At 66.7% G+C, this 23,476-nt stretch carries 16 protein-coding genes and 1 tRNA gene; 8 read left to right on the forward strand and 9 right to left on the reverse strand.

Translation table 11 applies throughout. The features are described 5' to 3' along the window. Window positions 1–16 precede the first annotated feature (16 nt). The 8 genes from KB221_11420 (at window position 17) to ggt (ending at window position 11,135) form a co-directional block, all read left to right on the forward strand. Window positions 17–106: transfer RNA gene (locus KB221_11420), tRNA-Ser, on the forward strand. 221 nt (window positions 107–327) lie between these two features. Further along, window positions 328–843, forward strand: coding sequence for an RNA polymerase sigma factor (locus KB221_11425; GenBank protein ID WIY68689.1), 516 nt, complete (start codon window positions 328–330; stop codon window positions 841–843). A gap of 76 nt (window positions 844–919) precedes the next feature. Then, on the forward strand, window positions 920–1,867 hold the full coding sequence (locus KB221_11430; protein WIY68690.1) for a FecR domain-containing protein: 948 nt from the start codon (window positions 920–922) through the stop codon (window positions 1,865–1,867). 76 nt (window positions 1,868–1,943) lie between these two features. Continuing rightward, entirely contained in the window at window positions 1,944–5,291 is a 3,348-nt protein-coding gene (locus KB221_11435) for a TonB-dependent receptor (GenBank protein WIY68691.1), read from the forward strand. 97 nt (window positions 5,292–5,388) lie between these two features. Further along, window positions 5,389–6,693, forward strand: coding sequence for a dicarboxylate/amino acid:cation symporter (locus KB221_11440; GenBank protein WIY68692.1), 1,305 nt, complete (start codon window positions 5,389–5,391; stop codon window positions 6,691–6,693). After that, window positions 6,690–8,432: a gamma-glutamyltransferase family protein gene (locus KB221_11445; protein ID WIY68693.1), complete on the forward strand. Its 1,743-nt coding sequence runs from the start codon at window positions 6,690–6,692 to the stop codon at window positions 8,430–8,432. The genes KB221_11440 and KB221_11445 overlap by 4 nt, the downstream gene beginning before the upstream one ends. After that, on the forward strand, window positions 8,429–9,343 hold the full coding sequence (locus tag KB221_11450; GenBank protein WIY68694.1) for a dienelactone hydrolase family protein: 915 nt from the start codon (window positions 8,429–8,431) through the stop codon (window positions 9,341–9,343). Before KB221_11445 ends, KB221_11450 begins: the two co-directional genes overlap by 4 nt. A gap of 46 nt (window positions 9,344–9,389) precedes the next feature. Further along, complete coding sequence (ggt, locus tag KB221_11455) at window positions 9,390–11,135, forward strand: gamma-glutamyltransferase (GenBank protein ID WIY68695.1); 1,746 nt, start codon at window positions 9,390–9,392, stop codon at window positions 11,133–11,135. 198 nt (window positions 11,136–11,333) lie between these two features. Here ggt and KB221_11460 read toward each other — a convergent pair whose 3' ends face one another. The 9 genes from KB221_11460 to KB221_11500 form a co-directional block, all read right to left on the reverse strand. Continuing rightward, a complete protein-coding gene (locus KB221_11460) occupies window positions 11,334–12,755 on the reverse strand; it encodes a mannitol dehydrogenase family protein (protein WIY68696.1) in 1,422 nt (473 codons plus the stop codon). Between the two features lie 47 nt (window positions 12,756–12,802). After that, a complete protein-coding gene (locus KB221_11465; protein WIY68697.1) occupies window positions 12,803–14,113 on the reverse strand; it encodes an MFS transporter in 1,311 nt (436 codons plus the stop codon). Next, window positions 14,106–14,849, reverse strand: a complete 744-nt coding sequence (locus KB221_11470; GenBank protein ID WIY68698.1) for a FadR/GntR family transcriptional regulator — start codon at window positions 14,847–14,849, stop codon at window positions 14,106–14,108. The genes KB221_11465 and KB221_11470 overlap by 8 nt, the downstream gene beginning before the upstream one ends. After that, the gene (locus KB221_11475) at window positions 14,849–15,655 is read right to left on the reverse strand and encodes an AraC family transcriptional regulator (GenBank protein ID WIY68699.1); all 807 of its coding nucleotides are present in this window, start codon (window positions 15,653–15,655) and stop codon (window positions 14,849–14,851) included. The genes KB221_11470 and KB221_11475 overlap by 1 nt, the downstream gene beginning before the upstream one ends. Window positions 15,656–15,751: 96 nt before the next feature. After that, window positions 15,752–17,155 (reverse strand): FAD-linked oxidase C-terminal domain-containing protein, encoded by a 1,404-nt coding sequence (locus tag KB221_11480; protein ID WIY68700.1) that lies wholly within the window; start codon window positions 17,153–17,155, stop codon window positions 15,752–15,754. A 22-nt stretch (window positions 17,156–17,177) separates the two neighbouring features. Continuing rightward, on the reverse strand, window positions 17,178–19,286 hold the full coding sequence (locus KB221_11485) for a TonB-dependent receptor (protein ID WIY68701.1): 2,109 nt from the start codon (window positions 19,284–19,286) through the stop codon (window positions 17,178–17,180). 111 nt (window positions 19,287–19,397) lie between these two features. Next, window positions 19,398–20,318, reverse strand: coding sequence for an ROK family protein (locus KB221_11490; GenBank protein WIY70917.1), 921 nt, complete (start codon window positions 20,316–20,318; stop codon window positions 19,398–19,400). Beyond that, window positions 20,315–21,820, reverse strand: coding sequence for a carboxylesterase family protein (locus tag KB221_11495; GenBank protein ID WIY68702.1), 1,506 nt, complete (start codon window positions 21,818–21,820; stop codon window positions 20,315–20,317). Before KB221_11495 ends, KB221_11490 begins: the two co-directional genes overlap by 4 nt. Before the next feature lie 164 nt (window positions 21,821–21,984). Beyond that, complete coding sequence (locus tag KB221_11500) at window positions 21,985–23,151, reverse strand: alpha-hydroxy acid oxidase (GenBank protein WIY68703.1); 1,167 nt, start codon at window positions 23,149–23,151, stop codon at window positions 21,985–21,987. Window positions 23,152–23,476 lie beyond the last annotated feature (325 nt).

The raw sequence follows: 23,476 nt of genomic DNA on the forward strand, positions 1-23,476 counted from the left end.
GCAACGTCGTGGAAACGGACAGGTGGCGGAGTGGTCGATCGCGCACGCTTGGAAAGCGTGTGTAGGTGAAAGCCTACCGAGGGTTCGAATCCCTCTCTGTCCGCCACGGCACCGAAACAGTTTCAAATCACGAGCCCAAGCAGCCCTGGCTGATTGGCAGGCGCTTGCCACACGGGCTTCGCGAGCCCTGTGCTGCGGGCGTCCGGCGGAGGTCAGTTGCCGTTGGACTGCCCTTGCAAATCCGGGCCAACGCCGGCCCCAAGGGCCCCCTGGACCGCGGCAGGCTGCTCGCTTGACACCCCGGGTTCTGTCACCGGACTATACTGTATGGTGAGAAAGTCGGCGATCTCTGAACTGGAGGAGACTCTCACGACCGCCTTCAGTGAGCGGCGGAGTCCGCTGCGGGCGATTACGTCGCGCGTCGATCCCAACGATGCGGAAGACCTGCTTCAGGACGCCGCCCTTCGCGCCATCGAGACCGAACGCCGGACCCCGGTCCACAAGCCGCTTCATCTGCTGCGTCGCATCCTGCGCAACCTTGCGGTCGATCACGCGCGCGGCCGGGCGCGGACCACGCGGCTGTTCAATCCCGCCGAAGCGCCGGACATCGCCTGTGATCGGGGCGGACCCGAACGCCAACTGGTCGCCAGCGAGCGTCTGCATCGGGCCTTCACCATCATCGACAGCATGCCCTGCCGTCGACGTGAGGTATTTCTCCTGCACCGGATCGATGAACTCACCCACCTGCAGATCGCTCGCCGGCTCGGCATCAGTACCAAGACGGTCGAGAAACATATCAGCCTGGCCATGGTTCAGCTGTCGCGCGAGATTGATCGCGAATGAGTGATAGATTCGGGGTGGGGGTGGAGGCCCTCCGCGCGTCTATAGGGGGGGGGTCAGCAAGGCACGGACGGACGCGATGATCAGGGACGAGCGCGCGCGTGAGGAAGCCGGTCAGTGGTTTGCGATCATGCGCCGCGGCGCAACGACGCTGGAAGAACGCAAGGCCTTTGACCGATGGCGCGCTGATGCCACCAACCAGCGCGCCCTGGATGCCATGCATGAACTCTGGGGCGAGCTGGCTGTCCTGAAGACCCAGGCTGTTCAGCCCGTATCCCGGCCGGTGCCCGGCCGTCGCGCCTTCATGATCGCAGCCTCTGCCGCCGCCATGGTGGCCGTCGGTACGGGGGCCGTTCTGATGCCCCGACTGACTATGACCGAGGTCCGGACCGGTATCGGTGAACAACAGACCCGCGCCCTGCCGGACGGCAGTGTCATGGCGGTCAATGTTGACAGTCGCCTGCAGTATGACTTCGACGACCGTCGGCGGATCAGGATGGATAGCGGCGAGGCTGTCTTCTACGTTCGCAAGGACCCGCACCGGCCTTTCGTGGTCTCCGCCGGGGCCTATGACGTCCGGGCAATCGGTACGGCTTTCAATGTGCGGCGGCGCGGCGACGCGATGGAGGTGTCCGTCAGCGAAGGGGTCGTCGCCATCATCAACCGGGGAGACGGTCGGGAGCTGATGCGCTTGCGCGCCGGTGAAATGAGCGTCCTGCCGCCAGAGCCGGATCGGGCGCGTGCCGCGGTCGTGCCGGTGCCCGTCGAGAGCGTCGCCCAATGGCGGATGCGGGTCCTCGAATACGACGATGTTCCTGTGCAGGCACTGATCGCAGAGCTGAACCGGTTCTACGACAGGCCGCTGCGCATCGACGGGACCGCCCTCGCGAACCGTCGCATCACGGTGCGGCTGCGCGTCGAGGACCGGGATCGCACCTTGCAGACGGTCGCCGAACTGCTCGATGCCCGGGTTGAGCCCGGAGCGGGTTTCGACTCCCTGGTGGCACCCCCCGCCCCCACGAGCTGAACCGTCTCACCCCCGGGGAGGTAGGGGTACGGCGGTTCTCCACGTCTAAGTCAGGAAATGTCCTTGGGAGGGAACAATGCGCAGACTTATGGGTACGGCGATCTTGCGCCGTCTGGCGATGGCGGGTGTGGGAGCGGCTGCCCTGACGGCGGGCCTGCCACCGGTGGCCATGGCCCAGGAGCAGACCGCCACTTTTGAAATCCCCGCACAAAGGCTGTCGTCCGGTGTCCGGGCCCTGGCCAGCCAGGCACGGGTTTCGCTCGCGGCTCCGTCCGATCTCGTTGAGGGCCTCAATGGACCCGCCGTAAACGGTCAGATGAGTGTCCGGGCGGCTCTGAACCAGCTTCTCGCCGGCAGTGGACTGGAAGCCCAGTTCGTCAGCCCGGACAGCGTCCGCATCGTCAGAAGCGCATCCGGGGTCATCACGACCCAGCCGGCCACGGCCAATGCCGAGCTCGAGGAAATCATCGTCGTCGGCTCGCAGATCCGCGGCGCGCGGGTCAATGACGCGCTCCCCGTGACGGTCCTTGATGCGGAAGACCTGGACGGTGTCGCCGCGACCAACGGCGATGAACTGTTCCGCGCCATTCCCCAGGCTGCCGACGTCGCCTTCAACGAGTCCCAGGACGTGGGCGGCATCAATGACGCCCGTGGGGATACGGCTTCGATCAACCTGCGTGGTCTCGGTACCGGCAACACCCTGATGCTGCTGAACGGCCGCCGGATGATCCTGCACCCGGGCACCCAGACCGAGAACCTGGTTCCCGTGGCCACGGTCAACACCAATGCCATCCCGACGATGGGCGTGCGCCGGGTCGAGGTCCTGCTCGACGGGGCCGCGGCCCTTTACGGCACGGACGCTGTGGCTGGCGTGATCAACACGGTCCTCAGGTCTAATTTCGAAGGTCTGTCCGTCGAGGCCGGCGGCGGCGGTGCCGAAGGCACCAGCATGCGCCAGTACGATTTCAGCATTCAGGCCGGCCGTGACTTCAATGATGGTCGCACCAACATCTCGATCATGGGTGACTACAGCACGCGCAGCGAGCTCTGGGCCCGCGAGCGGGAATATTCCCGCACCAGCGATATCCGCGGGCTGGTTGCCGACACGCCTTTTGCGGGTGACACCGACTTCGACAACAGTTCGATCGATACGCCCTGGGGCGAGTTCATTCGTCTGACCAGCACCTTTGGTCCGACAACCCAGGGGACCCGGGTCAATGGCCAGACCCTGACCACCAGCAGCGTCTTCCATCTCCAGCCCAGCACCAACCCGGGCTGCGTGGCGCCGGGCTCGGTGGCCGGTACCTGTTTCGACAACTCCGTCCTCACGACCGCCACTGAGGACGCCAATCTCCGCTATAACGTCAATGATGTGCGGGCCCTGGTCGGAGCGAACGACCGCTACAATCTGTTCACCTTCGTCAATCACGAGTTCGACAACGGCCTGGAGTTCTTCGGCGAGGCCGGCGTCTACTATGCGGACTACAGCACCCAGCGCGAGGCGGAGACCTCACTCGCGAACGCTCCGATCATCATGGCCGCGAACGCCTACTGGAACCCGCTCGGCCCGGTCGGCAGTCCCAACCGTCTGCCCGGACTGTTGACCGGCACCACCGGATCGACCCCCTTCCCCGCCGAGGGCGCGCCCCTGATCATGCAGGACTACCGCGTGCTCGACGCGGGCCCTCAAAGGATCAATGTCGAGAGCCTCTCGACGCGTTTCCTGACCGGCCTTCGCGGTGAATGGAACGGCTTCGACTGGGAATCGGCCCTGGTCTATTCGACCTCGCAGACCGACGACTCGATGCGCACGATCAGCAGCACCCTGTTCGAGGATGCGGTGTCGCGCTCGACGCCGGATGCCTACAATCCCTTCATCGGTGGCAGCCTGGTCGATCCCACGCGGGGCCCTGAGGTCGGCAACTCCCAGGCCATCATCGACAGCTTCATGGTGGATGTCTCGCGGGTGAGCGAAACCACCATGACCATGTGGGACTTCAAGCTCTCCCGGCCCGATCTCTTCGTCATGCCGGCAGGACCTGCGGGGATTGCGGCGGGCCTGGAGCTCCGTCGTGAGACCTTCTCCGATGACCGGGACGATCGCCTCGACGGCACCATCACCTTCACCAACAACGCCGGCCAGACCACCGGCAGCGACGTGATGGGGGCCAGCCCGACGCCGGACACACGCGGCTCGCGCAGCGTCCAGGGGGCCTTCGTCGAACTGGCCGTTCCGCTGGTTTCTGCCGAAATGAACATCCCGCTGGTCCATTCCCTGGACCTGCAGCTGGCGGCGCGCGCCGAGAACTATTCGATCTTCGGATCCGTCGCCAAGCCGAAGGTCGCCCTTGCCTGGCGTCCGGCCTCCTGGATGATGGTGCGCACGGCCTGGTCCGAAGGATTCCGCGCCCCGAACCTGCCGCAGCTCTACGAAGAGGGCGTCGAGCGTTCAAACACCCGCACCGACTGGATTCGCTGCGAGGTCGAGCTCCGGGCCGGCCGGATCGCCAATTTCAATGCCTGTAGCGCCAGTGTCAGTTCCCTCAGCCAGCGCTCCGGCAGCCAGGAGCTCAAGCCGGAAGAGTCCGAGAACTTCACCGTCGGGATGGTCGTTGAGCCGCGCTTCCTGCCTGCCGAATGGGGCGACCTGACCCTGACCCTGGACTACTGGAACATCCAGCAGGAAAGCCTCATCGGGATCTTCGGCGACGCCAATGCCCTGACGCTGGACTACCTGCTGCGCACCCAGGGCGACTCAAACCCCAACGTCGTCCGCGCCGCCCCGACACAGGCCCAGATTGACGCCGCCGCCGGCACCGGGCTGGCCCCGGTCGGTACCCTGATCCGGGTCATCGACAACTATCGCAACCTGCAGCCGCGCGACGTCGACGGCATCGATTTCGGGGCCTACTACAGCCTCGACGACACGCCCTGGGGCGATTTCAGCTGGCGCCTGAACGCCGCCAAACTGCTGACCTTCTTCCAGGACCCCAGCGAGGATTCGACGCTTCTGCTGGCCGCCCAGGCTGCCGGTGACATCGATCCCAGTGTCCGGATTGTCGGTGCCAATGACCTCAGGCTTCAAAACGGACTGCCGGAATGGCGGGCGACCTCGACGGTCACCTGGCGCAACGGCAACTGGGGTGCCGGCCTTTACAGCAGCTATGTCAGCGAGGTGGTCGATACCAGCGCCACCCTGGCCGACGGCACCGAATGGGTGGTCGACGACTGGCTGACGCACAATGTCTATGCCCAGTACGATTTCGACATTCCGGGCGTGCTGAACGACACGCGCATCCGGGTCGGGGTTCGCAATATCGAGGGCAAGGACCCGCCGCTGGCCGATCAGTCGGCCGGCTATCTGGGCAGCCTGCATTCGAACCGCGGACGCTGGTTCTACGCCACTCTGCGCAAGCGCTTCTGACGGGACGGCGGCACCGGGGTGACCGGTGCCGCCTGTCTGCTCCAGCGTCCGGGCCCCGGCCCTGGTCGGCCCGTCCGTCCCTGCGAGATTTGACTGAATGACCGATGCCGCCCCCCGTCCGCCCGAACCTGCCCGGCGAGGCCCCTTCACGCGCTTGACCCGACTGTGGTTTGCCACGGCCCTGTGGAAGCGGATTCTGCTGGGTCTTTTCCTCGGCGTGATCGCCGGCCTGATCCTCCAGGAGCGTGCGGTCGACATCAAATGGCTCGGTGATGCCTTCATCCGGCTGATCCGCATGCTGGTGGTGCCGCTGGTGTTCATCACCATCGTCGCCGGCGTGGCCGCCATGGCCGAACCGCGACGACTCGGCGCGATCGGGACCAAGACCATCGGTCTCTATTTCGGCCTGATGTTGATCGCCAGCAGCCTGGGCCTCCTGATCGGCACTCTCCTGCAGCCCGGCGTCGGGGTCGATCTCAGCGGGGCGGTTCCCATCGTCTCGGGCACGCCGCCCGGGTCGTTTGGCGAAACCCTGATGAACATCATTCCCGTGAATCCGATTGCCGCCATGGCCACGGGCGACGTGCTGGCGGTCATCTTCTTCGCCCTGCTGCTCGGCACCGGCATCCTGGTGGTCGGCGAGCCCGCCCGGCCGCTCCGCCGGCTGTTCGACGCCGGCTCAGCGGTGATGCTGCAGATCACCTCCTTCGTTATGGAGATGGCCCCCTTCGGTGTGTTCGCCCTGATCGCCTGGGTGACCGGCACCAGCGGCGCAGGTGCCTTCCTCAGCGTCTTCAAACTGGCCCTGTGCGTGCTGATCGGTTGCGCCATCCAGACCCTGCTGGTCCACGGCGGCCTGATCCGCCTGCTGGCCCGCCTGCCCGCGCGTCCCTTCTTCCGGGACGTGACCGATGCCGTCGTCGTCGCCTTCACCACCTCGTCCAGTTCGGCGACCCTGCCGGTCGCGATGCGGGTGGCCCAGACCAACCTGGGAGTCAGCCCGACCGTCGCCTCGACCACACTGCCGATCGGTGTCACCCTGAGCATGGACGGGACAGCCCTGTATGTCGCCCTGCTGGCCATGTTCGCGGCCCAGGTGTTCGGCATCCAGCTGACGCTGGTCGACTATCTTATGGTCATCCTGACGACGACCCTGGTCGCCATCGGAACCGCGCCGGTTCCCTCGGCCTCGCTTTTCATCCTCGCCGCCGTGCTTTCGGTCCTCGGCATCAGCGCCGAACAGACGGCCCTGCTCGTCGGTTTCATCCTGCCGTTCGACCGGCCCCTGGACATGATGCGCACCATCCCGAACTGCACCAGTGATCTGTCGGTCGCCGTGGTCGTTGCGCGGTCCGAGGGGGAACTCGACGTGCCGTCCTATCTTGCGAAGCCTGTCGAATGAGCGCGCCGACCCCGCTGCTGAGAAAGGGGTCCATCACCCTTTTCGCCGGCCTCATGGCAGCGTTCTCGCTGTCCGGAGGGGCGCGGGCCCTGCCCCGGGCGGACGAGGCCGCGCCCCGTCAGGCCCTGGTCAGCGCCGCCCATCCGATCGCGGTTGAGGCCGGGCTCCGGATCCTCAGGCAAGGCGGCAGCGCAATGGACGCCGCCGTCGCCGTTGAAGCGATGCTCGGTCTCGTCGAACCCCAGAGCTCGGGCCTCGGTGGCGGGGCTTTCATCATGTATTTCGACGCCGCCACGGGCACGGTCAGCGCCTATGACGGCCGTGAAACCGCGCCGGCGGCTGCCGCTCCGGACATGTTCCTGGACGAGTCCGGTCGCCCGCTGTCACGGGCGCAGGCCATGCTGTCCGGGCGTGCGACGGGGGCTCCCGGGGCTGTGCCGGTCCTTGCGCTGGCCCATGCGGCCCACGGGCGACTGGACTGGGCTCGTCTGTTCGACGGACCGATTGCCGTGGCCGAGGCCGGGTTCACGATCACGCCGCGTCTGGCCGAACACATCCACGGCACCTTTCCCCAGGCGACCGCCCCGGATGTCCTCGGCTATTTCGCACGAGCTGACGGCAGCCGCATGCAGGTTGGCGACCGGCTCGTGAACCCCGCCTATGCCGGGGTGTTGCGCCGGATCGCAGTCGAGGGCCCCGAGGCGCTTCAGCGTGGACCGATCGCCGAGGCCATCGTCCAGAGAACGGCCGGGTCGCCCCTGGCCGGCAGTCTGACGACGGCGGATCTGGCTGCCTATGAGGCACGGGCGGTCGATCCCGTCTGCGGCCCCTATCGCGTCTACACCATCTGCGTGCCGCCGCCGCCGTCCAGCGGCGCGGCCCTGCTGCAGCTGATGGCCCTGCTGGACCGGACTGACATCGCAGAGCGCGGTCCCGACGACCCCATCGCCTGGGTGCAGTTCGCCGAGGCCAGTCGCCTGATGTATGCCGACCGCGACCGCTATTTCGGCGATCCCGATTTCGTTGATGTGCCGGTCGCCGGCCTGCTGGACCCCGCCTATCTGGACAGCCGGGCGGCCCTGGTCGGTCGCCGGGCCTCAGGGACGGCCCCGACCCACGGGGAGCCCGACGGAATTGCTTCACCTGGTCCCGACGCGACAGCCGAACCCCGCGGCACGACCCATTTCGTGGTCGTGGATTTCGACGGAAACGTCGCTTCGGTCACCGCGACGGTCGAGTCCTACTTTGGCTCCGGCCGGATGGTCCACGGCTTCTTCCTCAACAACCAGATGACCGACTTTTCGTTTCGTCCGACCGATCCGGACGGTAGCCCGGCCGCCAATGCCGTGGCCGGTAGCAAACGTCCCCGTTCGTCGATGTCACCGGTCATCGTGCTGGATCGCGAGGGTCGGCTGGTCGCGGCCCTGGGCTCCCCAGGCGGCAGTGCCATCCTGGCCTATAACGCCAAGGCCCTGGTCGGGCTGCTGGCCTGGGACCTGCCCCTGCTCGAGGCGTTCAGCCTTCCAAACCTCGTCGCCCGCGGCGACAATTTCAACGGCGAAGCCTCACGCCTGCCCCCGGGTATGCGAGAAGAACTGGACCGGCGCGGCGTGACCGTGCGCCCCGGCAGTGGTGAGGATTCGGGCCTGCACGGTGTGGTCGTGGGACCGACCGGACTGAGGGGGGCTGCCGATCCTCGCCGCGAGGGGGTAGCGATTATCCTGGAGCGCCTTCCATGAAGACGAAGCATTCAATCCTCTTTGCCGCGGCCCTGCTGTCCCTGCCGGCAACCACCGTCACGGCTGCCGTCGTCCAGGATACGGCCGCGCCGGAGACTGCGGCCCCGGCCACCCTCCCGGAACGGGTGGCCTTCCGTAGTATGGACGACGCACGCACCGAGCTCGTCGGCTACCTCTATTCGCCCGAAGGCGTTCAGGGTCCGGCTCCGGCGGTGGTCCTCATGCACGGGCGGGCCGGTGCCTATTCCTCCCTGGCCGACGGCGTTTACGACGCGACCACCCTGTCCATGCGGCATCGCTACTGGGCGCAGTACTGGGCGGCGCGCGGCTACTACGCCCTGGTCGTCGACGGCTTTGGGCCCCGCGGATACCCCGGGGGCTTCGAGCGCGGCAGCTACGGCGAGCGCCCGGATGCGGTAAACGAGGTCACGGTGCGCCCGCTCGATGCCTATGGTGCCCTGCGCTACCTGCGCACCCTGCCGGGTGTGGACGATGACCGGATCGGGCTGATGGGCTGGTCCAACGGCGGCAGCGCGACCCTCGCGACGATGGCGGACGACAAGCCCGGCGACATGCGCCGCCTGGGATTCCGCGCGGGCCTCGCCATGTACCCGGCCTGCGGCCTGCACAACCGCTTCGACCGTGCCGGCTACAGCCCCTACGCGCCGGTCCGCGTGTTCATGGGCACCGAGGACGAGGAGGTCTCTCACGATCGCTGCCGCGACCTGATCGGCGCCAGCCGGGCGCGCGGTCATGACGTGACCTTTACCTCCTATCGCGGAGCCACCCACAGTTTCGACGACCCGGGCACCCGCCGTCAGTCTGTGCCGGCCAATGCCCGCGCCACGGCCGATGTCCGCCAACAGGCCGAGATATTCTTCGCTGAGGCCCTCGCCCCCCGCCTGCCCTGATGGGCCCTCCGGCGAAACAGCCGGCCGTCAATATGTGAGCTCTCCGATGTTGCTGAAGCCCCTGTCCCTGCTGTGTGCAGTCGTTCTGTCGGCCACCTCCGTGCTCGCACAGGAAGCCCCCGCCCCCGTTCGCCCGGGCGCAGGATCGGGCGGCGATATCGTCAGCTACGACCAGATACATCACCCGGTGGTCGGGCGCGGCGGCATGGTGGTCAGCCAGAGCGCCCCGGCGTCAGAGGTCGGGGTCGACATCCTGCGACGGGGCGGCAATGCCGTCGACGCGGCGGTCGCGGTCGCTCTCGCCCAGGCGGTGACCCTGCCCCGCGCCGGCAACCTCGGCGGCGGGGGTTATATGCTGGTGCATATGGCGGCGACTGCCGATCAGCCCGCCGTCGATCTGGCCATTGACTACTATGGTGTCGCGCCCCGGGCCCTGACCCCGGACCTGCTACTGGATGACAATGGCCGGTTCGACCGGACAACGCCGGCCGGGTTCCGCAACGCCTCCGTGCCCGGGACGGTGGCAGGCCTGTGGGAGGCCCACCAGCGTTTCGGCAGCCTGCCATGGTCCGACCTCGTCGCCCCCGCCATCGCCCTCGCCGAGGACGGTGTCCAACTGAGCGACGGCGAGGCCGAAGCCACCGCGGGACGGGCCGCCGTCCTCGCCCGCGACCCTGGAGCGCGCGAAGCCTATCTGAAGCCGGACGGCACCCCCTATACGGCCGGCGAACGCTTTCGACAGCCCCATCTGGCCTGGAGCCTGCGCCAGGTCCAGGCCGGCGGTGCCGACGCCTTCTATCGGGGCGAACTGGCCCGGCGCATCATCGCCGGGGTCGAGGCCGGCGGTGGGATCATGGACGCTCGCGACATGGCCGACTATCGCGTCGAGATCAGCGAGCCCCTGTGGTCCGATTACCGCGGCTACCGCATCGCCCACATGCCCCCGACTGCCTCGGGCGTGAGCGTTGCCGAGGCCCTGAACATCCTCGAGCTGTGGCCGCTGCGGGACATGGGCTGGGGCAGTGTCGACAGCCTTCACCTGCTGGCCGAGACGTTGAAAGTGGTCTCGGCGGACCGCAGGCTGCTGGGCGGTGGGCCCCAGTGGCGCACGCCCTCAATGGGCCTCGCCAGCAAGGGCTTCGCGCGCGAGCGGGCCGGTCTGATCCGGCTCGACCGGGTCCTCGGCGAGGGAGATGTCCCGGTCGGGGACCCATATCCGCACGAGAGTCGTGACACGACCCATTTCTCCGTTGCCGATGCCGCGGGGAATGTCGTCAGCAACACCTTCACCCTTTCCAACTCCTACGGAGCCCATGTGGCGGCTCCGGGCACGGGGATTCTGCTCAACAACTCCCTCGACAATTTCTCGTGGGGCAGTGCCGACGATACGGTCACGGCCAACCAGCCCGCACCCGGGAAACGGGTCAGGTCGACCATCTCGCCCATGATCGTCTTCGGCCGTGACGACCGGCCCTGGCTGGTGACCGGCACGCCGGGGGGCAGCTATATCGTGCCCACGATGATCCAGCTGGTCGTCAACGTCATCGACCATGATCTCAATGTCGCCGAGGCCGCCATGCGCCCCCGGATCAACCAGGGTGCCGCCGGACGGCCGCTGGAGTTCGAAGCCGGCTATTCCCGCGACATCGAACGTCTGCTGGAGGCCCGCGGCCACGAAGTCAGCCCTTCAGCCACCATGGGCAGCACCCAGTCGATCATGATCGACGGTGACCGGTTCCTCGGTGCAGCCGACACCCGCAGGCCCGATGCCCTCGCGCTCGGAGTCCGCTGAGCGCGCCAGAGCACACAGGTCAGGACCGAGGCACCTTCACCCGCCCCCTCCCGCCCCTGTTCAGGTCCCGCAGAGACAGGTTGACGTTGGACCGCCAGCACCGCCACGCGCTCCCTCGATAACCGCCGGGAGACGCGAACCTCACGCGCGCACCAGGATTTCCCCACCGAACGGGCGGCGCTCAGGCGGAGGCGGTTGTCATTGGCCTGCCCCAACCCGCTCAGCGTGGACGCACGGCGGTGGAGCTTCGGTGGTTTTCAGAACGCGTAACCACCGGGTCACGGGGCCGAGAAACGCGTCATTGGCGGTCAGATCTCCGAAGATGTCTGTCATCGCGAGCAACTCGGACTGGTCAACACCGCCTGCTTTCGCGAGCGATCTCAGTTCGTCCGCCCGGGGGTGACGAAGGGCCAGGGAATGGTCATCGACCAGGGCGAGGCGATGGATCCAGGCCGCGACGGCAAGGGAGAGGCGTCTGATCGGCCTGCCGGCTGCCAGCCTGTCCCGGATCGGGTCCAGCAGCAGATTGATCGATGCGTCCGTATTGATCCGTTCGACGGTGTCGCGAAGCGTGCGGTTGGAAAAGCGCTGCACCAGTCGATCCTGATAGGCTGCCAGATCGACCGGCAGGTCCGCAGGCAGGGTCGGTGACAGTTCCTGTTCCATCAAGGCGCGGATGTAGCGCGCCAGCCTCGGGTCCCGCATCGCCTCAGCGACCATTCGATAGCCCAGCAGCCAGCCCAGTGAAGCCAGCGCCAGATGGCTGGCGTTCAGCAGGCGCAGCTTCATGCGCTCGAACGGCTCCACGTCTGCCGTGAACTGGACGCCGACAGCCTCCCATTTCGGCCGACCGTCGGCGAAATCGTCCTCTATCACCCATTGGGAATAGGGCTCGCAGATGATCGGCCAGGCATCCACCAGCCCCCAGGTCCCTGCCATCGCCGCGACGTCGTCCGGGCGTGTCACGGGCGTGATCCGGTCCACCATGGTCGCCGGGAATCGCGCGTGTTCCGCGATCCAGCCGGCCAGTTCGGCATCAACCAGACCAGCGAAGTCCAGCACTGCAGACCTGAGCAGGCTGCCGTTACCGGGCAGGTTATCGCAGCTCAGCGCGGTGAAGGCCGGTCGGCCGGCGTTCATGCGTCGTCGGTAGGCCTCGACCAGCAGTCCGATGACGGACCCGGGGCGTTGCGGATGGGCCAGGTCCATCACGATGAGGGGGTTGGCCCGGTCCAGCCGCCGCGTGATGGCATCCAGGCAGTAGCCGTTCTCGCTGACAGTCAGACTGACGATGCGGACCCCGGCCCCATCGATGCAGTCCAGGATGACCTCGGTGCCCTCCGGAGCGACGATGTCGACGATCGACCCTACGACCTGGGCCGTCGCCCCGTCGTCGTCGCGCTCGACCAGCGTATAGAGCCAGTCCTGTGCAGAGAGCGCATCGCGGACGCCCGCATCGAAGGGCGTCAGGCCCGCGCCGACGATGCCCCATTCCATCGCCTGACCATCGTTCATCAAGGCGTGGACGTAGCGAGCCATGTGGGCGCGGTGAAACGCACCCGGCCCGAGGTGGACGATGCCCGCGGTGATCTGTGACGGGTCATAGGTCAGACCCGCCACCCCGTCAGGCAGACGATCCAGCGTCGCGCAACAAAGCCTCGGAGGCGTCACGTCTGCTTCGGCGCCGCCCTGGCGGCCAGGGCGAAGGCGATCAGCGAAAGGAGGCTGGACGCGAGTCCGACCCCCGCCAACGCCGGTGCCAGCGCCCCCTCTCCGCCGACACGCTCGCTGATGATCGTCACCAGCGACGGTGCCACGCCAAAGCCGATGAACGATCCCACGACGACAAACGAGCCCAGGCAGAGCGCGCGGAATTGATTGGGAACCAGTACGGCGATCGCCGTGGCCGTGATCAGACCCGTGGCCGTCCCCGCCAGAAGCAGGGCGGTGAGCAGCAGGGCGAAGCCGGGCACGCCCGGCATGATCGGAAACAGGGCGGCGGGCACACCGATCGCCGAGGCGATCACCGCACTGATCAACAGGCCCCTGCCGCCGCCTCGTTTCAGACCTGCGTCCGCTGCGATCCCACCGGCGATCGTGCCGACCAGGCCCGAACCCAGCAACACCAGCCCCATCCAGCCGCCGAACTCGGCGGGCTGCAGTCCATAGGTCCGCATAAGGACGGGCGTGGCCCAGATGCCGGCCGAGGCGTCGGCCATGATGACAGCGATCTGCCCCACAAACAGCGGTGCCAGAAGGCCGCGCCGGTCCCACAGCGCCTGCATGGAGGCCTGGAAGCCCACGGCCGCCTTCTCCACCTCCTGTCGGACGGGTTCGCGCAGCATCAGCAGCGGCAGGACCAGCAGGGCGCTGCCACCCGCGAAGATCAATTGGGTCACGCGCCATGCGGCCATTCCGAACAATGGCTCGGTTCGCGCCGACAGGATTCCGAACAGGGTACCGCCCACGGCGAAGGCCAGGGCGATGCCGACCACCTTGCCCATGGAGAGGAGCAGCAGCGACCGCCCCCGCTTGTCCGGTGGGCAGAGGTCGGCGGCGATGGAGATGGCGACGGGTAGCACGACCGTAAGCCCCAGGGCCGACAGCATGCGGGCGGCGAACAGCATTTCGAACGACGTAGCGAAGGCACTGGCGGCGGCGCCCACGCTCCACAGCACCGCCAGGACCAGCATGATGCGGACCCGGTTGCTGTGATCGGCCATCCATCCGATCGGAATGGACAGCAGGGCAGCGGGGATCGCGGTTGCCATGCCCTGCACCAGACCCATCTGCATATCTGACAGGTTCAGGTCGGTGCGGGCGAACTCCTGCACCGGACCGAACGCCGCCTGGACCGCGCACCCGGCACCGATGCTCAACGCCAGAATCGTCAGGGTCAGGCCGAGCCCACGCGAACGGGGCACAACAGGCCCCGGCTGTGACCCGAGCGTGGCCTCGATCGCGGTTGAATCAGACATGGCCCTGCTCCGGGTTTGCGAGGCCACGCAGGATGTCCCCGATCGAGGCGTCGAAATGGGCGTCCATCGCCTGGACGGCGGCATCGGCGTCGCGATCCATGATGGCGCGGGCCAGGGTGCGATGACGCATCAGCGTCGCAGCGCGGTCCTCGGGGCCCTCGCGGGTCTTCCAGGCCGCGGGCACGGCCTCGTGCATCAGCGGTGCGAACGAGGCGACGATCTGGACGAACAGGGCATTCTTGCCGGCGCGGGCGATGGCATCGTGAAAGGCGATGTCATGGGCGGCGACCTTGTCCATGTCGTCGTGATCACGGTCCATCGCTTCAGCCAGGTCGACGATTGCCCGGGCCTCGGCGTCGGTCCGGTTCTGGGCAGCGAGGGCAGCGGTGCGGATCTCGATCGTGCGGCGCACGTCCCAGACGTCAGCGACGGAAATCTGGGCTGTAGACACGGCGTGATCCAGCGAACTCGCGATCACGGCACCGTCGATGGCGCTGACGCGGGGTTTGCGGCCGTTGCCCACGTCGAGCAGGCGCAGCGCCGCAAGAACGCCGAACGCCTCGCGCATGACCGCCCGGCTGACCCCCAGTTGGCCGGCGAAATGGCCTTCGCCGGGCAGGCTGTCGCCAACGCGCAACCCCTCGGCCCGGATATGGGCGCGGACGGCGTCAATGGCGCGCTGGACCAGCGATCCGCCCTCAACGCCGGAGCGCCCGCTCATGGTCAGTCCGCTCATCAGGCGGCGATCCGGGCGGCCCGGTAATCGGACGGCGAAAGGCCGAACCGACGCCCGAAGGCACGGGCGAAGCTGGCGTTGTTCAGATAGCCGTTCTCGTAGCCGATAGAGGAGATGGGCAGGTCGGTGGTGACCAGCATCCGGCTGGCCTCGGAAAGCCGTCGCTCGGCCAGGGCCTCGGCGACGCTGCAGGCGAACATCTTTCGGAAGCCGCGCGTCAGCTTCTCGCGGTTCATGCCGCAGCGGGCGGCGATGCCATGCAGCGAGAGCTTCTGGCCCCACTGTTCGTCGATCAGCCGGCGCGCCTCCAGCAGACGACGACTGTCGGCCTGCGACAGGTCGCTGTCTCCGGCGGCGGGAACCAGCTCGCCCCCGTCCAGCGCAGCCCAGGTGTCGCAAAGAAGCTCGAGCGCCTTGGCGGTTCGATAGATGTCGCCCGCTTCAGTGTCGCGGTCGCATTCCCGAAGCGCCAGCGCGATGGCGCGCAAGGAACTCGGCAGGTGGAAATCCAGGCGTTCGTCGGCCTGCGGAAGAGTGTCGGCACCGATGCGGGCCAGACCCGAAGGCGAGATGAAGAGCACAATCCGCGTAACGCCTGTATCCTCGGACGCCAGTTCCTCCGCTCGCCCCGATCCCACGAGGCTCAAGGTCGCCGGAGCATCGATGGATCCGAGGTCGAAGGCGACGACGACCGGATCCGGCGGGATCGAAGCCTCCTCGAAGGGACCTCGCCCGGTGAAGACGGTGAACTCGGGCGAAACGACCAGGCAGCGACGCGCGACGGGCGCGGGGTTCGAAGTGATCATGGGCTCCTCCCGCCTCTCTGACGGAGGCTGAGGGGTGACGATGGAGCTATCTGACAGCTTTGGCAAGAGCTATCAGATAGGTTCTGCCTCGGGCGCTCAGAGGCTGAAAATCTTACCGGGATTCAGCAGGTTCTGCGGATCCATCGCCCGCTTTATGGTGCGCATGAGATCGACCGCCTCGCCCAGCTCGGCCACCAGCCAATCCTGCTTGCCCAGTCCGATCCCGTGCTCTCCGGTACAGGTGCCGTCCATGTCGAGCGCCCGCTGGACCATGCGTCGGTTCAAGGCCTCGGCCTCGGCGGCCTCTTCCGGCTTGTTCGGGTCGATGACGAAGACGACGTGGAAATTGCCATCACCAACGTGGCCCAGGATCGGGCCGGGAATGGAGGCACCCTCCAGATCCTGTTTCGTCTGGGTGATGCATTCCGCCAGACGGCTGATCGGAACGCAGACGTCGGTGGGCCAACCGACGCAACCTTTGCGCAGGCCAATGGCGGCATAGTAGGCCTCGTGCCGCGCTTTCCACAGCTTGGCACGTTCCTCAGGCAGGCTGGACCACTGGAATGCACCACCGCCGTTGGCCGATGCCAGGGCCGAGACCGTCTCGACCTGTTCCTGAACGAAGCGCTCCGAGCCATGGAACTCGAAAAAGAGCGTCGTCTTCTCCGGATAGTCGAGCTTTGACCAGGCGTTGACCGCCCGCATCTGAACGTCGTCCAGAATTTCGACCCGTGCCAGCGGAACGCCCAGCTGGATGGACTGAACCACCGTATCGACGGCACCGGCCAGGGTCTCGAAACTGCACACGGCCGAAAGGATCGATTCCGGAATGCCGTGAAGGCGCAGGGTGACCTCGGTGATGATGCCCAGCGTGCCTTCCGAGCCGACGAACAGCCGCGTCAGGTCATAACCCGCCGCAGACTTCCTTGCCCGTCGGGACGTGCGGATGTCGCGTCCGTCCGCCGTGACGACCCGAAGCGACAGCACCGCCTCACGCATGGTGCCATAGCGCACGGCATTGGTGCCCGAGGCCCGGGTCGAGGCCATGCCGCCGATGGTGGCGTTGGCCCCTGGATCGATGGGGAAGAACAGGCCGACATCGCGCAAATGTTCGTTCAGATGCTCGCGCCGGACCCCCGCCTGGACCGTGACGTCGAAGTCCTCGGCGTTCACCTGGACGATCTGGTCCATCCGGGACAGGTCGATGGTCAGACCGCCGTTGACCGGGGTGGTATTGCCCTCGATTGACGTGCCGGCACCGTAGGCGATGATCGGCACGCCAGCCTTTCCGCACAGCTTGACCGCCGCCACCACGTCCTCGGTCGACAGGGCGAAGACGACCGCGTCGGGCAGGACTGTGTCGAAATGCGCCTCGCTGGCTCCGTGCTGGGCCCGCATCGCCTCGCCGAGGTGAAGGCGATCACCGAACACCCCCCGAAGGCTTTCAATGAAGCCATCGGGGAGTCGGCTCGGCTCCAGGGAAAGAGGCAGGGCGTTCACGGTCGATCCAACTCAGGCTGACTTAGAAGCTGTACCCCACGCGCACTCCGACGCGCCGACCGTCACCAATCTGACCCAGGCTTCCCAGCGCCGGCAGGCCGGCGGCAGTCAAGGTGGAGCTGTCGATGTAGGATTCGTAGTACTCCTCGTCGAACAGGTTATTGGAGAAGACCGCAAACTCCAAACTGTCCACCCGGTAGGAAATCGTGGCGTTGGCCAGGAAGTAGCTGTCCAGTTCAGGCGCGAAGGTGTTGGACAGGCCCGCGCCGATCCGTTCGCCCTTGCCCACGATGCCGCCCGAGAAGGTCAGGTCACCGCGACCGAGCGGCACGACGTAATCGCTCTGAAGGCTCATGGTCCAGGCGGGCTGGAACGGGATGCGGTCGGTCGGCAGCAGGCGGCCGGTCGTCTGGCGATAGCGTGTATCGTCGGTGATCCGGGCGTTCTGCAGCAGGCCGCTGGCGCGGATCGTCCAGGCGTCGGTCATCTCGGCGGTGATTTCGGCCTCTACGCCGTAGGAGCGCGCATCGCCGGTGTTCAGGTTGATGCCGACGATGCCCGCCCCGGTGGTCGAGGGTGCCAGGCTGTTGGCGGCGATAATGTCCTTGTAGTCGTTGTAGAAGACCGCACCCTGCAAGGAGACCCGGCGGTCGTCGGTGCTCATCTTGGTCCCGATCTCGTAAGTCCAGACCGAGTCGCCGTCATAGGTCAGGTTCGGCGCCCCCGGGCCGTTGGTGCCGCCGCCGCGGAAACCGCGCGCGATAGACGCGTAGACCATGCGGTTGTCATCGATCCGCTTACGCAACGCTATCCGGGGCTGGACCTCGTCGGCCTCATAACTTGAGTTTCGGGCGCTCTCGAAATCGATCTGCTGGTGATCGTAGCGCAGGCCAATAGTCAGCTCGAGGTCAGGCTGGATATTCCAGAAGGCGGTGCCGAAGACGGCCCAGATGTCCGCGTCGGATCTGGCGAAGGCCGGCACGGTGAGGCTCGCCGGCACCACCAGGGTCGCCGAAGTCTGGTCCAGGGTCTGGTTCGACCGGAACACGCCGACCAGCGAAGTCAGGTTCTCGCTCCAGCGGCTGTCGATCCGGGCCTCGAGGCTCCGGGTCTCGAGGGTATTCTCGCCCGTCGAGCGGAACAGGTTGATCGACTGGAAGTCGCCGTCGCTGTCGCTGTCGGCGTCACGCTTGTCGTAGGAAGCGATGACGGTCAGGTCGTGCTGCTCGCTCAGCGGCATCTGCAGACGACCGTTGACACCGCTGTACTGGTAGTTGGCGACACTGCGGAAATTGGTGCGGGCGTCGTCCACATAGACAGTCGGTCCGGTAGTGACGGCATACAGCGGATTGGTGCCGTTCACCTCGTCATAGTAGGCATTCAGGCTGACGACTGCGGGCCCGGCCTGCCACCGCAGCGCGCCGCGGATCGTGTTCTGCTCCAGCCGATTGGCGTCGTCGAAGCCGAGGAGGCTGTTCTTGATGAAGCCGTCCCGGTTCTGGGTGCCGATCGAAAGGCGGCCGGCCAGCACGCCCGGAACGATCGGTCCGGCCACGGTGGCGCCGACGATGTAGTAGTTGTCCGGCCCGGCATAGGTCGCCGTCAGCCTGCCTTCCAGCACGTCCGTCGGCTGCTTGGTCGTGACGTTGATCGCGCCACCGAGCGTGTTCTGGCCGAACAGGGTCGACTGCGGCCCGCGCAGGACCTCGATCTGTTCGACGGCCAGGGTCGGGCTGTTCAGGTAAGACGTGTTCTGCTGGTAGACGCCGTCCACGAAGATGCCGACGCCGGGCTGAACCGTGTCCAGCAGGGTCGTACCGATGCCCCGGATCGAGATGAAGGCGCGTCCGGCGGCATCGGAGTTGATGTTCAGGCCTGGCGTGATCGCCGCGATATCGCGAACCGAAGTAAACTGGCGGTTCTCAAGCGTCTCGGCCGTGACCGCGGTGACGGCGACAGGCACGTCGATCAGGCGCTCGGAGCGTTTGCGGGCCGTGACGATGATGTCGTCGATCGACGAGGCCTGGTCGGCGGCCGCCGAAGGAGCCTGCGGCGCAGTCTGCGCCGAGGCAATGCCGCTGGACATGGCTGCCAGACCGACGCCGGCCGCAAGAATGGTGATGAAGCGCATTGTGGTTGTCTCCGCCCATGAAGCGCCGGATCTGCTCCGGTCGTTGGGATGAACGTGCGCCCGTCGAGACCTATCTGAAAGGTCGGCGAGTATGCCGATCCGCAGCCAGACTTAGCGCGATGCTGCTTCCCCTGCATCAATGGCCAGCGCCAGCGCGCCCAGCGGACCTGCGCTGTGGCCCAGGCCTGGCTGAACGATGAAGTCGTCGATGACCGCTGCGATCCGATCGGCGACGCCGTAGCCGTTGAGGCTCGCCAGCAGCGTGGCGCGGATGCGCGGAAGAAGATGCGGCTGGCCCATCCCCAGGCCACCGCCCAGCAGGATCCGTTCGGGGGCGGTGGTCAGCACCAGATTGTGACAAAGGGCGGCCAGGGCCGACACCACCACCTCCCAGGCCGCGTCCGTCGTGGACAGCTGCTCGGCAGGCACACCGGCATGCGCCAGGACTGCGGGCCCGGACGCCAGGCCTTCCACGCAATCGCCATGAAAAGGGCAGACACCGGCGAAGGTCGATCCGGGGGGGCTCGGAATGCGAAGGTGCCCCGCTTCGGAGTGCCCCAGGCCGCGCACCGAACGTCCATCGATGATCGAGCCCACGCCGATGCCGGTCCCTACAGTCACATAGGCGAACGACGCGAGACCCTGGGCTGCGCCCCACCGCCCCTCGGCAAGGGCCGAGCCGTTGACGTCCGTGTCAAACCCGACCGGCACGGCCCAGCAACGGAGGGGCCCCAGGAGGTCGAACCCGCTCCAGCCGGGCTTGGGCGTGTTGACGACACAGCCGTAGGTCGGCGATCGCGGATCGAGGTCCAACGGTCCGAAGCTCGCGACGCCGACAGCGTCAAATCCATGCCGTTCCGACCATTGGCGGAGCCGGGCATCAATGGCGTCCATCGTCCGGTGCGGACCAACCGTCTCGATCCGGGCCTCCGAGCGAATGTCGTCCAGGCCCGTGCCCAGCATCATCACACATTTCGTGCCGCCCAGCTCGATGCCGACCTTTAGCGGCACGGCCTTCGCCGAATGGTTCATTCGCGCCACGTGGCGGCGATCGGAAAGTCCGTGTCGGTCTCGGCGCGACCCTTGGCCAGTTGATAGACCTGGCGCGTCCGGGCGTCGTACTCGGGCCATGGCGCAGAGCCGTCCCGGGCGAAGTCGATCCACACCTTCTGAATGCTGTCGGCCAGGGCCTGGGGCGGCGGGGTCTGGCCAAGCAGGCCGGTCGGTCCTGTGGCGGCATCCAGGGTGTTGAACACGAACGGCACCTCCACGGCGTGACATGCGCCAAGCTCTCCGCCCAGTGCAGGCGAGCGCCAGTCCATCTCATAGAAATGGGTGCGGCCCTGATGCGCCTGGGCATAAGCCCGCGCCGGCCAGCGGAACACCAGGTCGTTCAGGGCCCGGGTCAGGGTCGCACCGCCGGAGACGCCGCGCCGCCCCAGTCCATAGCGTTGCAGAATACCCAGCGCCCCCGGCTCGGTCCGGCTGAGCAGAAACCAGGCCAGCAGCCGGCCCAACTTGGCCTTCACACCCGTCGGCACGAAATACAGGTTCATCTCCTCGGCGTTCGTCCCGATCAGAAGATCGACCTCTGCGCCCGCGCCCTTCGCCAGGGCCTGCAGCGGCGGGACCGGGATCACGTCGTCGCCGTGGACCGGCAGGAATTTGCTCAACCCGTAGGCGGGATCGCGGCCGTTCTCGCCACGCATGTCCAGGCCTGCGGTTGGAGCCTGCACGACATCCTGCGCATCGAGCCCGGCCTGAACGCTGGCCGAGCGAAATCCCGCCGCGTTCGCAGATACGCCCAGAAGCTTCGCCAGCCGATGCACGACCTTTCTCATCGTCCTGACCGATCGAACCATCGAGCCGTGCCCGCTTTGCACGATCGCGCGACGGAACAGGCCACGCGCCGGAGGGGAGACCACCAGGTCCGCGATCGACATCGCGCCCGCGGATTCGCCGAAGACCGTCACATTTGCCGGGTCACCGCCAAAGCCCGCGATGTTGTCGCGCACCCACATCAGCGCTGCGATCATGTCGCGCAGGCCGAGATTGGTGGGAACACCGGGAATCGGCAGGAAGCCCTCGATCCCCAGGCGATAGTTGATCGTCACGCAGACAACGCCGTTTCGGGCGAAGCTGGTCCCGTCCTGTGTCGGTGCCGAACTCGCGCCGCCGACCCAGGCCCCGCCGTGGATGAAGACCATAACCGGCAGGCCGGCCGGGTGCGTACCCTCCGGAGTCCAGATGTTCAGGTTGAGGTATTCATCCCCCTGCTCCCACCCGGTTCCGACCAGCGGCGTCAGGTCGAGGGTGGGGAAATCCCTCAGTTGATAGGGTGCCGTTGGCCCGAAAGCGGTTGCGTCCCGGGGCTCGTCCCAGGAGGCGTGCGGCTCTGGCGGCAAAAAGCGCAAATTCCCGACAGGCGGCGCTGCGTAGGGAATACCCAGGTATCGGGCGACGCCGTCGATCACTCGACCCCGCACCCGGCCACTGGAGGTGTTCGCGATCACGGCATCGGTTGGATTCAGCATGGGACTCACAATGGACCGGGCGGGCAGCATCCAGAAGGCGATCTGATTTGCTGACAGGCCGTTTTCATTGACTGATCCGCAGCCACAAGAGCCCGGCCTTCTTCACCCGGATGGCTCCTGCGGGGACGGCGAACCTCTCCCGGGCATGCCCCGCAAACACTGGATCATCGCGACGCCTGCGGCCTGTGTCTGATGTGGCGCCCCGCCAGGGTCTGGATGCCCGCCACGCCCGCGAGGGTAAGTGTACGTTGGAACTCATCGCGTAGAAGCCTGAGGGCGTGAGTTACGCCAGCCTCGCCGGCAGCGGCCAGGCCATAGAGATACGGTCGGCCGATCGAACAGGCGGTCGCGCCGAGGGCCAGGGCCTTGACGATGTCCGAACCGCGCCGGACTCCCCCGTCGCATATGACATCCGGGCCGTCGCCCAGCGCATCTCTGACGGCGGCGATCTGATCGATTGGCGCAGGCGCACCATCCAGTTGGCGTCCGCCGTGGTTGGAGATGATCACGCCGCTCGCACCGGAGCGGATTGCGCGGGTGGCGTCTTCCGGCGTCATCAGCCCCTTGATCGCCAGAGGGCCGTTCCACTCGGATGCGAGCCATTCGACGTCACGCCAGTTCAGGCTGGGGTCAAACTGACGACCGATGAAGTCGAAAAGACTCATCGGGTTCGTAGCAAGGGCGTCCGTCCTGTGACTGACGTTGGCCAGATCGAACCTGGCTCCCGTCAGCGCGGGTATCGACCAGCCGGGATGCAGGGCGAAATCGAGAAGGGAGCGCGCCGTAAGGCGAGGCGGCAGGGACAGACCACTGCGACGATCACGCAGCCGGTTGCCCGCGACCGGCGTGTCGACCGTCAGACAAAGTCCGGCGTAGCCGGCTTCGCGGCATCGCGAGACAAACTCTCGCGTAAGCCCGCGATCCTTGAAGACGTAGACCTGGAACAACATCGGGACAGGAATCGCTTCGGCCAGGTCCTCCAGCCGCGTCGTGCCCATGGTTGAAAGACAGTAGGGGATGCCCTGGGCCGCCGCGGCACGAGCTACGGCGAGCTCGGCGGAGCCATGGAACATCCGGGTCAGGCCGGTCGCGGAGAGCATGAGCGGCCAGGCGGCCGGCTGTCCAAAGATGGTCGTCGCTGTCTGGATTGACGAGACGTCCGTCAGGACATCAGGGACGATCTCGTAGTCCTTGAAGGCATCAACATTGCGCGACAGGGACCATTCCTCGTCTGCCCCGCCGTCCAGATAGTCAAATACTGGACGAGGCAGGCGACGGCGCGCCAGAACTCTCAGGTCTGCGATGCTGTGGGTCTGATCAAGGGAGGGCACGCCTCATCCTACCCCAATGCCACCAGTGATCGGAAGCCGACCTTCCAGCGCTTCCTGACTGTGACCGTCGCGTTGGAGACCGTGCACATCCTTGGTGTGGATCGGCACAGCCTGACGGACAACCACCCTGTGAGGACGAGACGCTCGCAAGCTGACACTCGCCTCTCCTCCCCTCAGCCCACAAGCTGGAGACAGGTTCGTGCCTGACCGCCAGCACCGCCACGCCGTCAGTCGCTAACTGGCGGTTCACGGGTTCCACGAATTTTGCTCTGGCATTCCCGCGACCTGTGAGTAACCAGAGACGGCCTTGGGGTCTCTGCTTCGG

Origin of the sequence: Aquidulcibacter paucihalophilus, assembly GCA_030285985.1 — a bacterium.
Taxonomy (GTDB): domain Bacteria; phylum Pseudomonadota; class Alphaproteobacteria; order Caulobacterales; family Caulobacteraceae; genus Brevundimonas.

Bases quoted from the DNA above. Each gene is read 5' to 3' on its own strand.
- KB221_11425 (WIY68689.1), top strand. From the start codon at position 328: ATGGTGAGAAAGTCGGCGATCTCTGAACTGGAGGAGACTCTCACGACC.
- KB221_11430 (WIY68690.1), top strand. From the start codon at position 920: ATGATCAGGGACGAGCGCGCGCGTGAGGAAGCCGGTCAGTGGTTTGCG.
- KB221_11435 (WIY68691.1), top strand. From the start codon at position 1,944: ATGCGCAGACTTATGGGTACGGCGATCTTGCGCCGTCTGGCGATGGCG.
- KB221_11440 (WIY68692.1), top strand. From the start codon at position 5,389: ATGACCGATGCCGCCCCCCGTCCGCCCGAACCTGCCCGGCGAGGCCCC.
- KB221_11445 (WIY68693.1), top strand. From the start codon at position 6,690: ATGAGCGCGCCGACCCCGCTGCTGAGAAAGGGGTCCATCACCCTTTTC.
- KB221_11450 (WIY68694.1), top strand. From the start codon at position 8,429: ATGAAGACGAAGCATTCAATCCTCTTTGCCGCGGCCCTGCTGTCCCTG.
- ggt (WIY68695.1), top strand. From the start codon at position 9,390: ATGTTGCTGAAGCCCCTGTCCCTGCTGTGTGCAGTCGTTCTGTCGGCC.
- KB221_11465 (WIY68697.1), bottom strand. From the start codon at position 14,113: ATGTCTGATTCAACCGCGATCGAGGCCACGCTCGGGTCACAGCCGGGG.
- KB221_11470 (WIY68698.1), bottom strand. From the start codon at position 14,849: ATGAGCGGACTGACCATGAGCGGGCGCTCCGGCGTTGAGGGCGGATCG.
- KB221_11475 (WIY68699.1), bottom strand. From the start codon at position 15,655: ATGATCACTTCGAACCCCGCGCCCGTCGCGCGTCGCTGCCTGGTCGTT.
- KB221_11485 (WIY68701.1), bottom strand. From the start codon at position 19,286: ATGCGCTTCATCACCATTCTTGCGGCCGGCGTCGGTCTGGCAGCCATG.
- KB221_11490 (WIY70917.1), bottom strand. From the start codon at position 20,318: ATGAACCATTCGGCGAAGGCCGTGCCGCTAAAGGTCGGCATCGAGCTG.
- KB221_11495 (WIY68702.1), bottom strand. From the start codon at position 21,820: ATGCTGAATCCAACCGATGCCGTGATCGCGAACACCTCCAGTGGCCGG.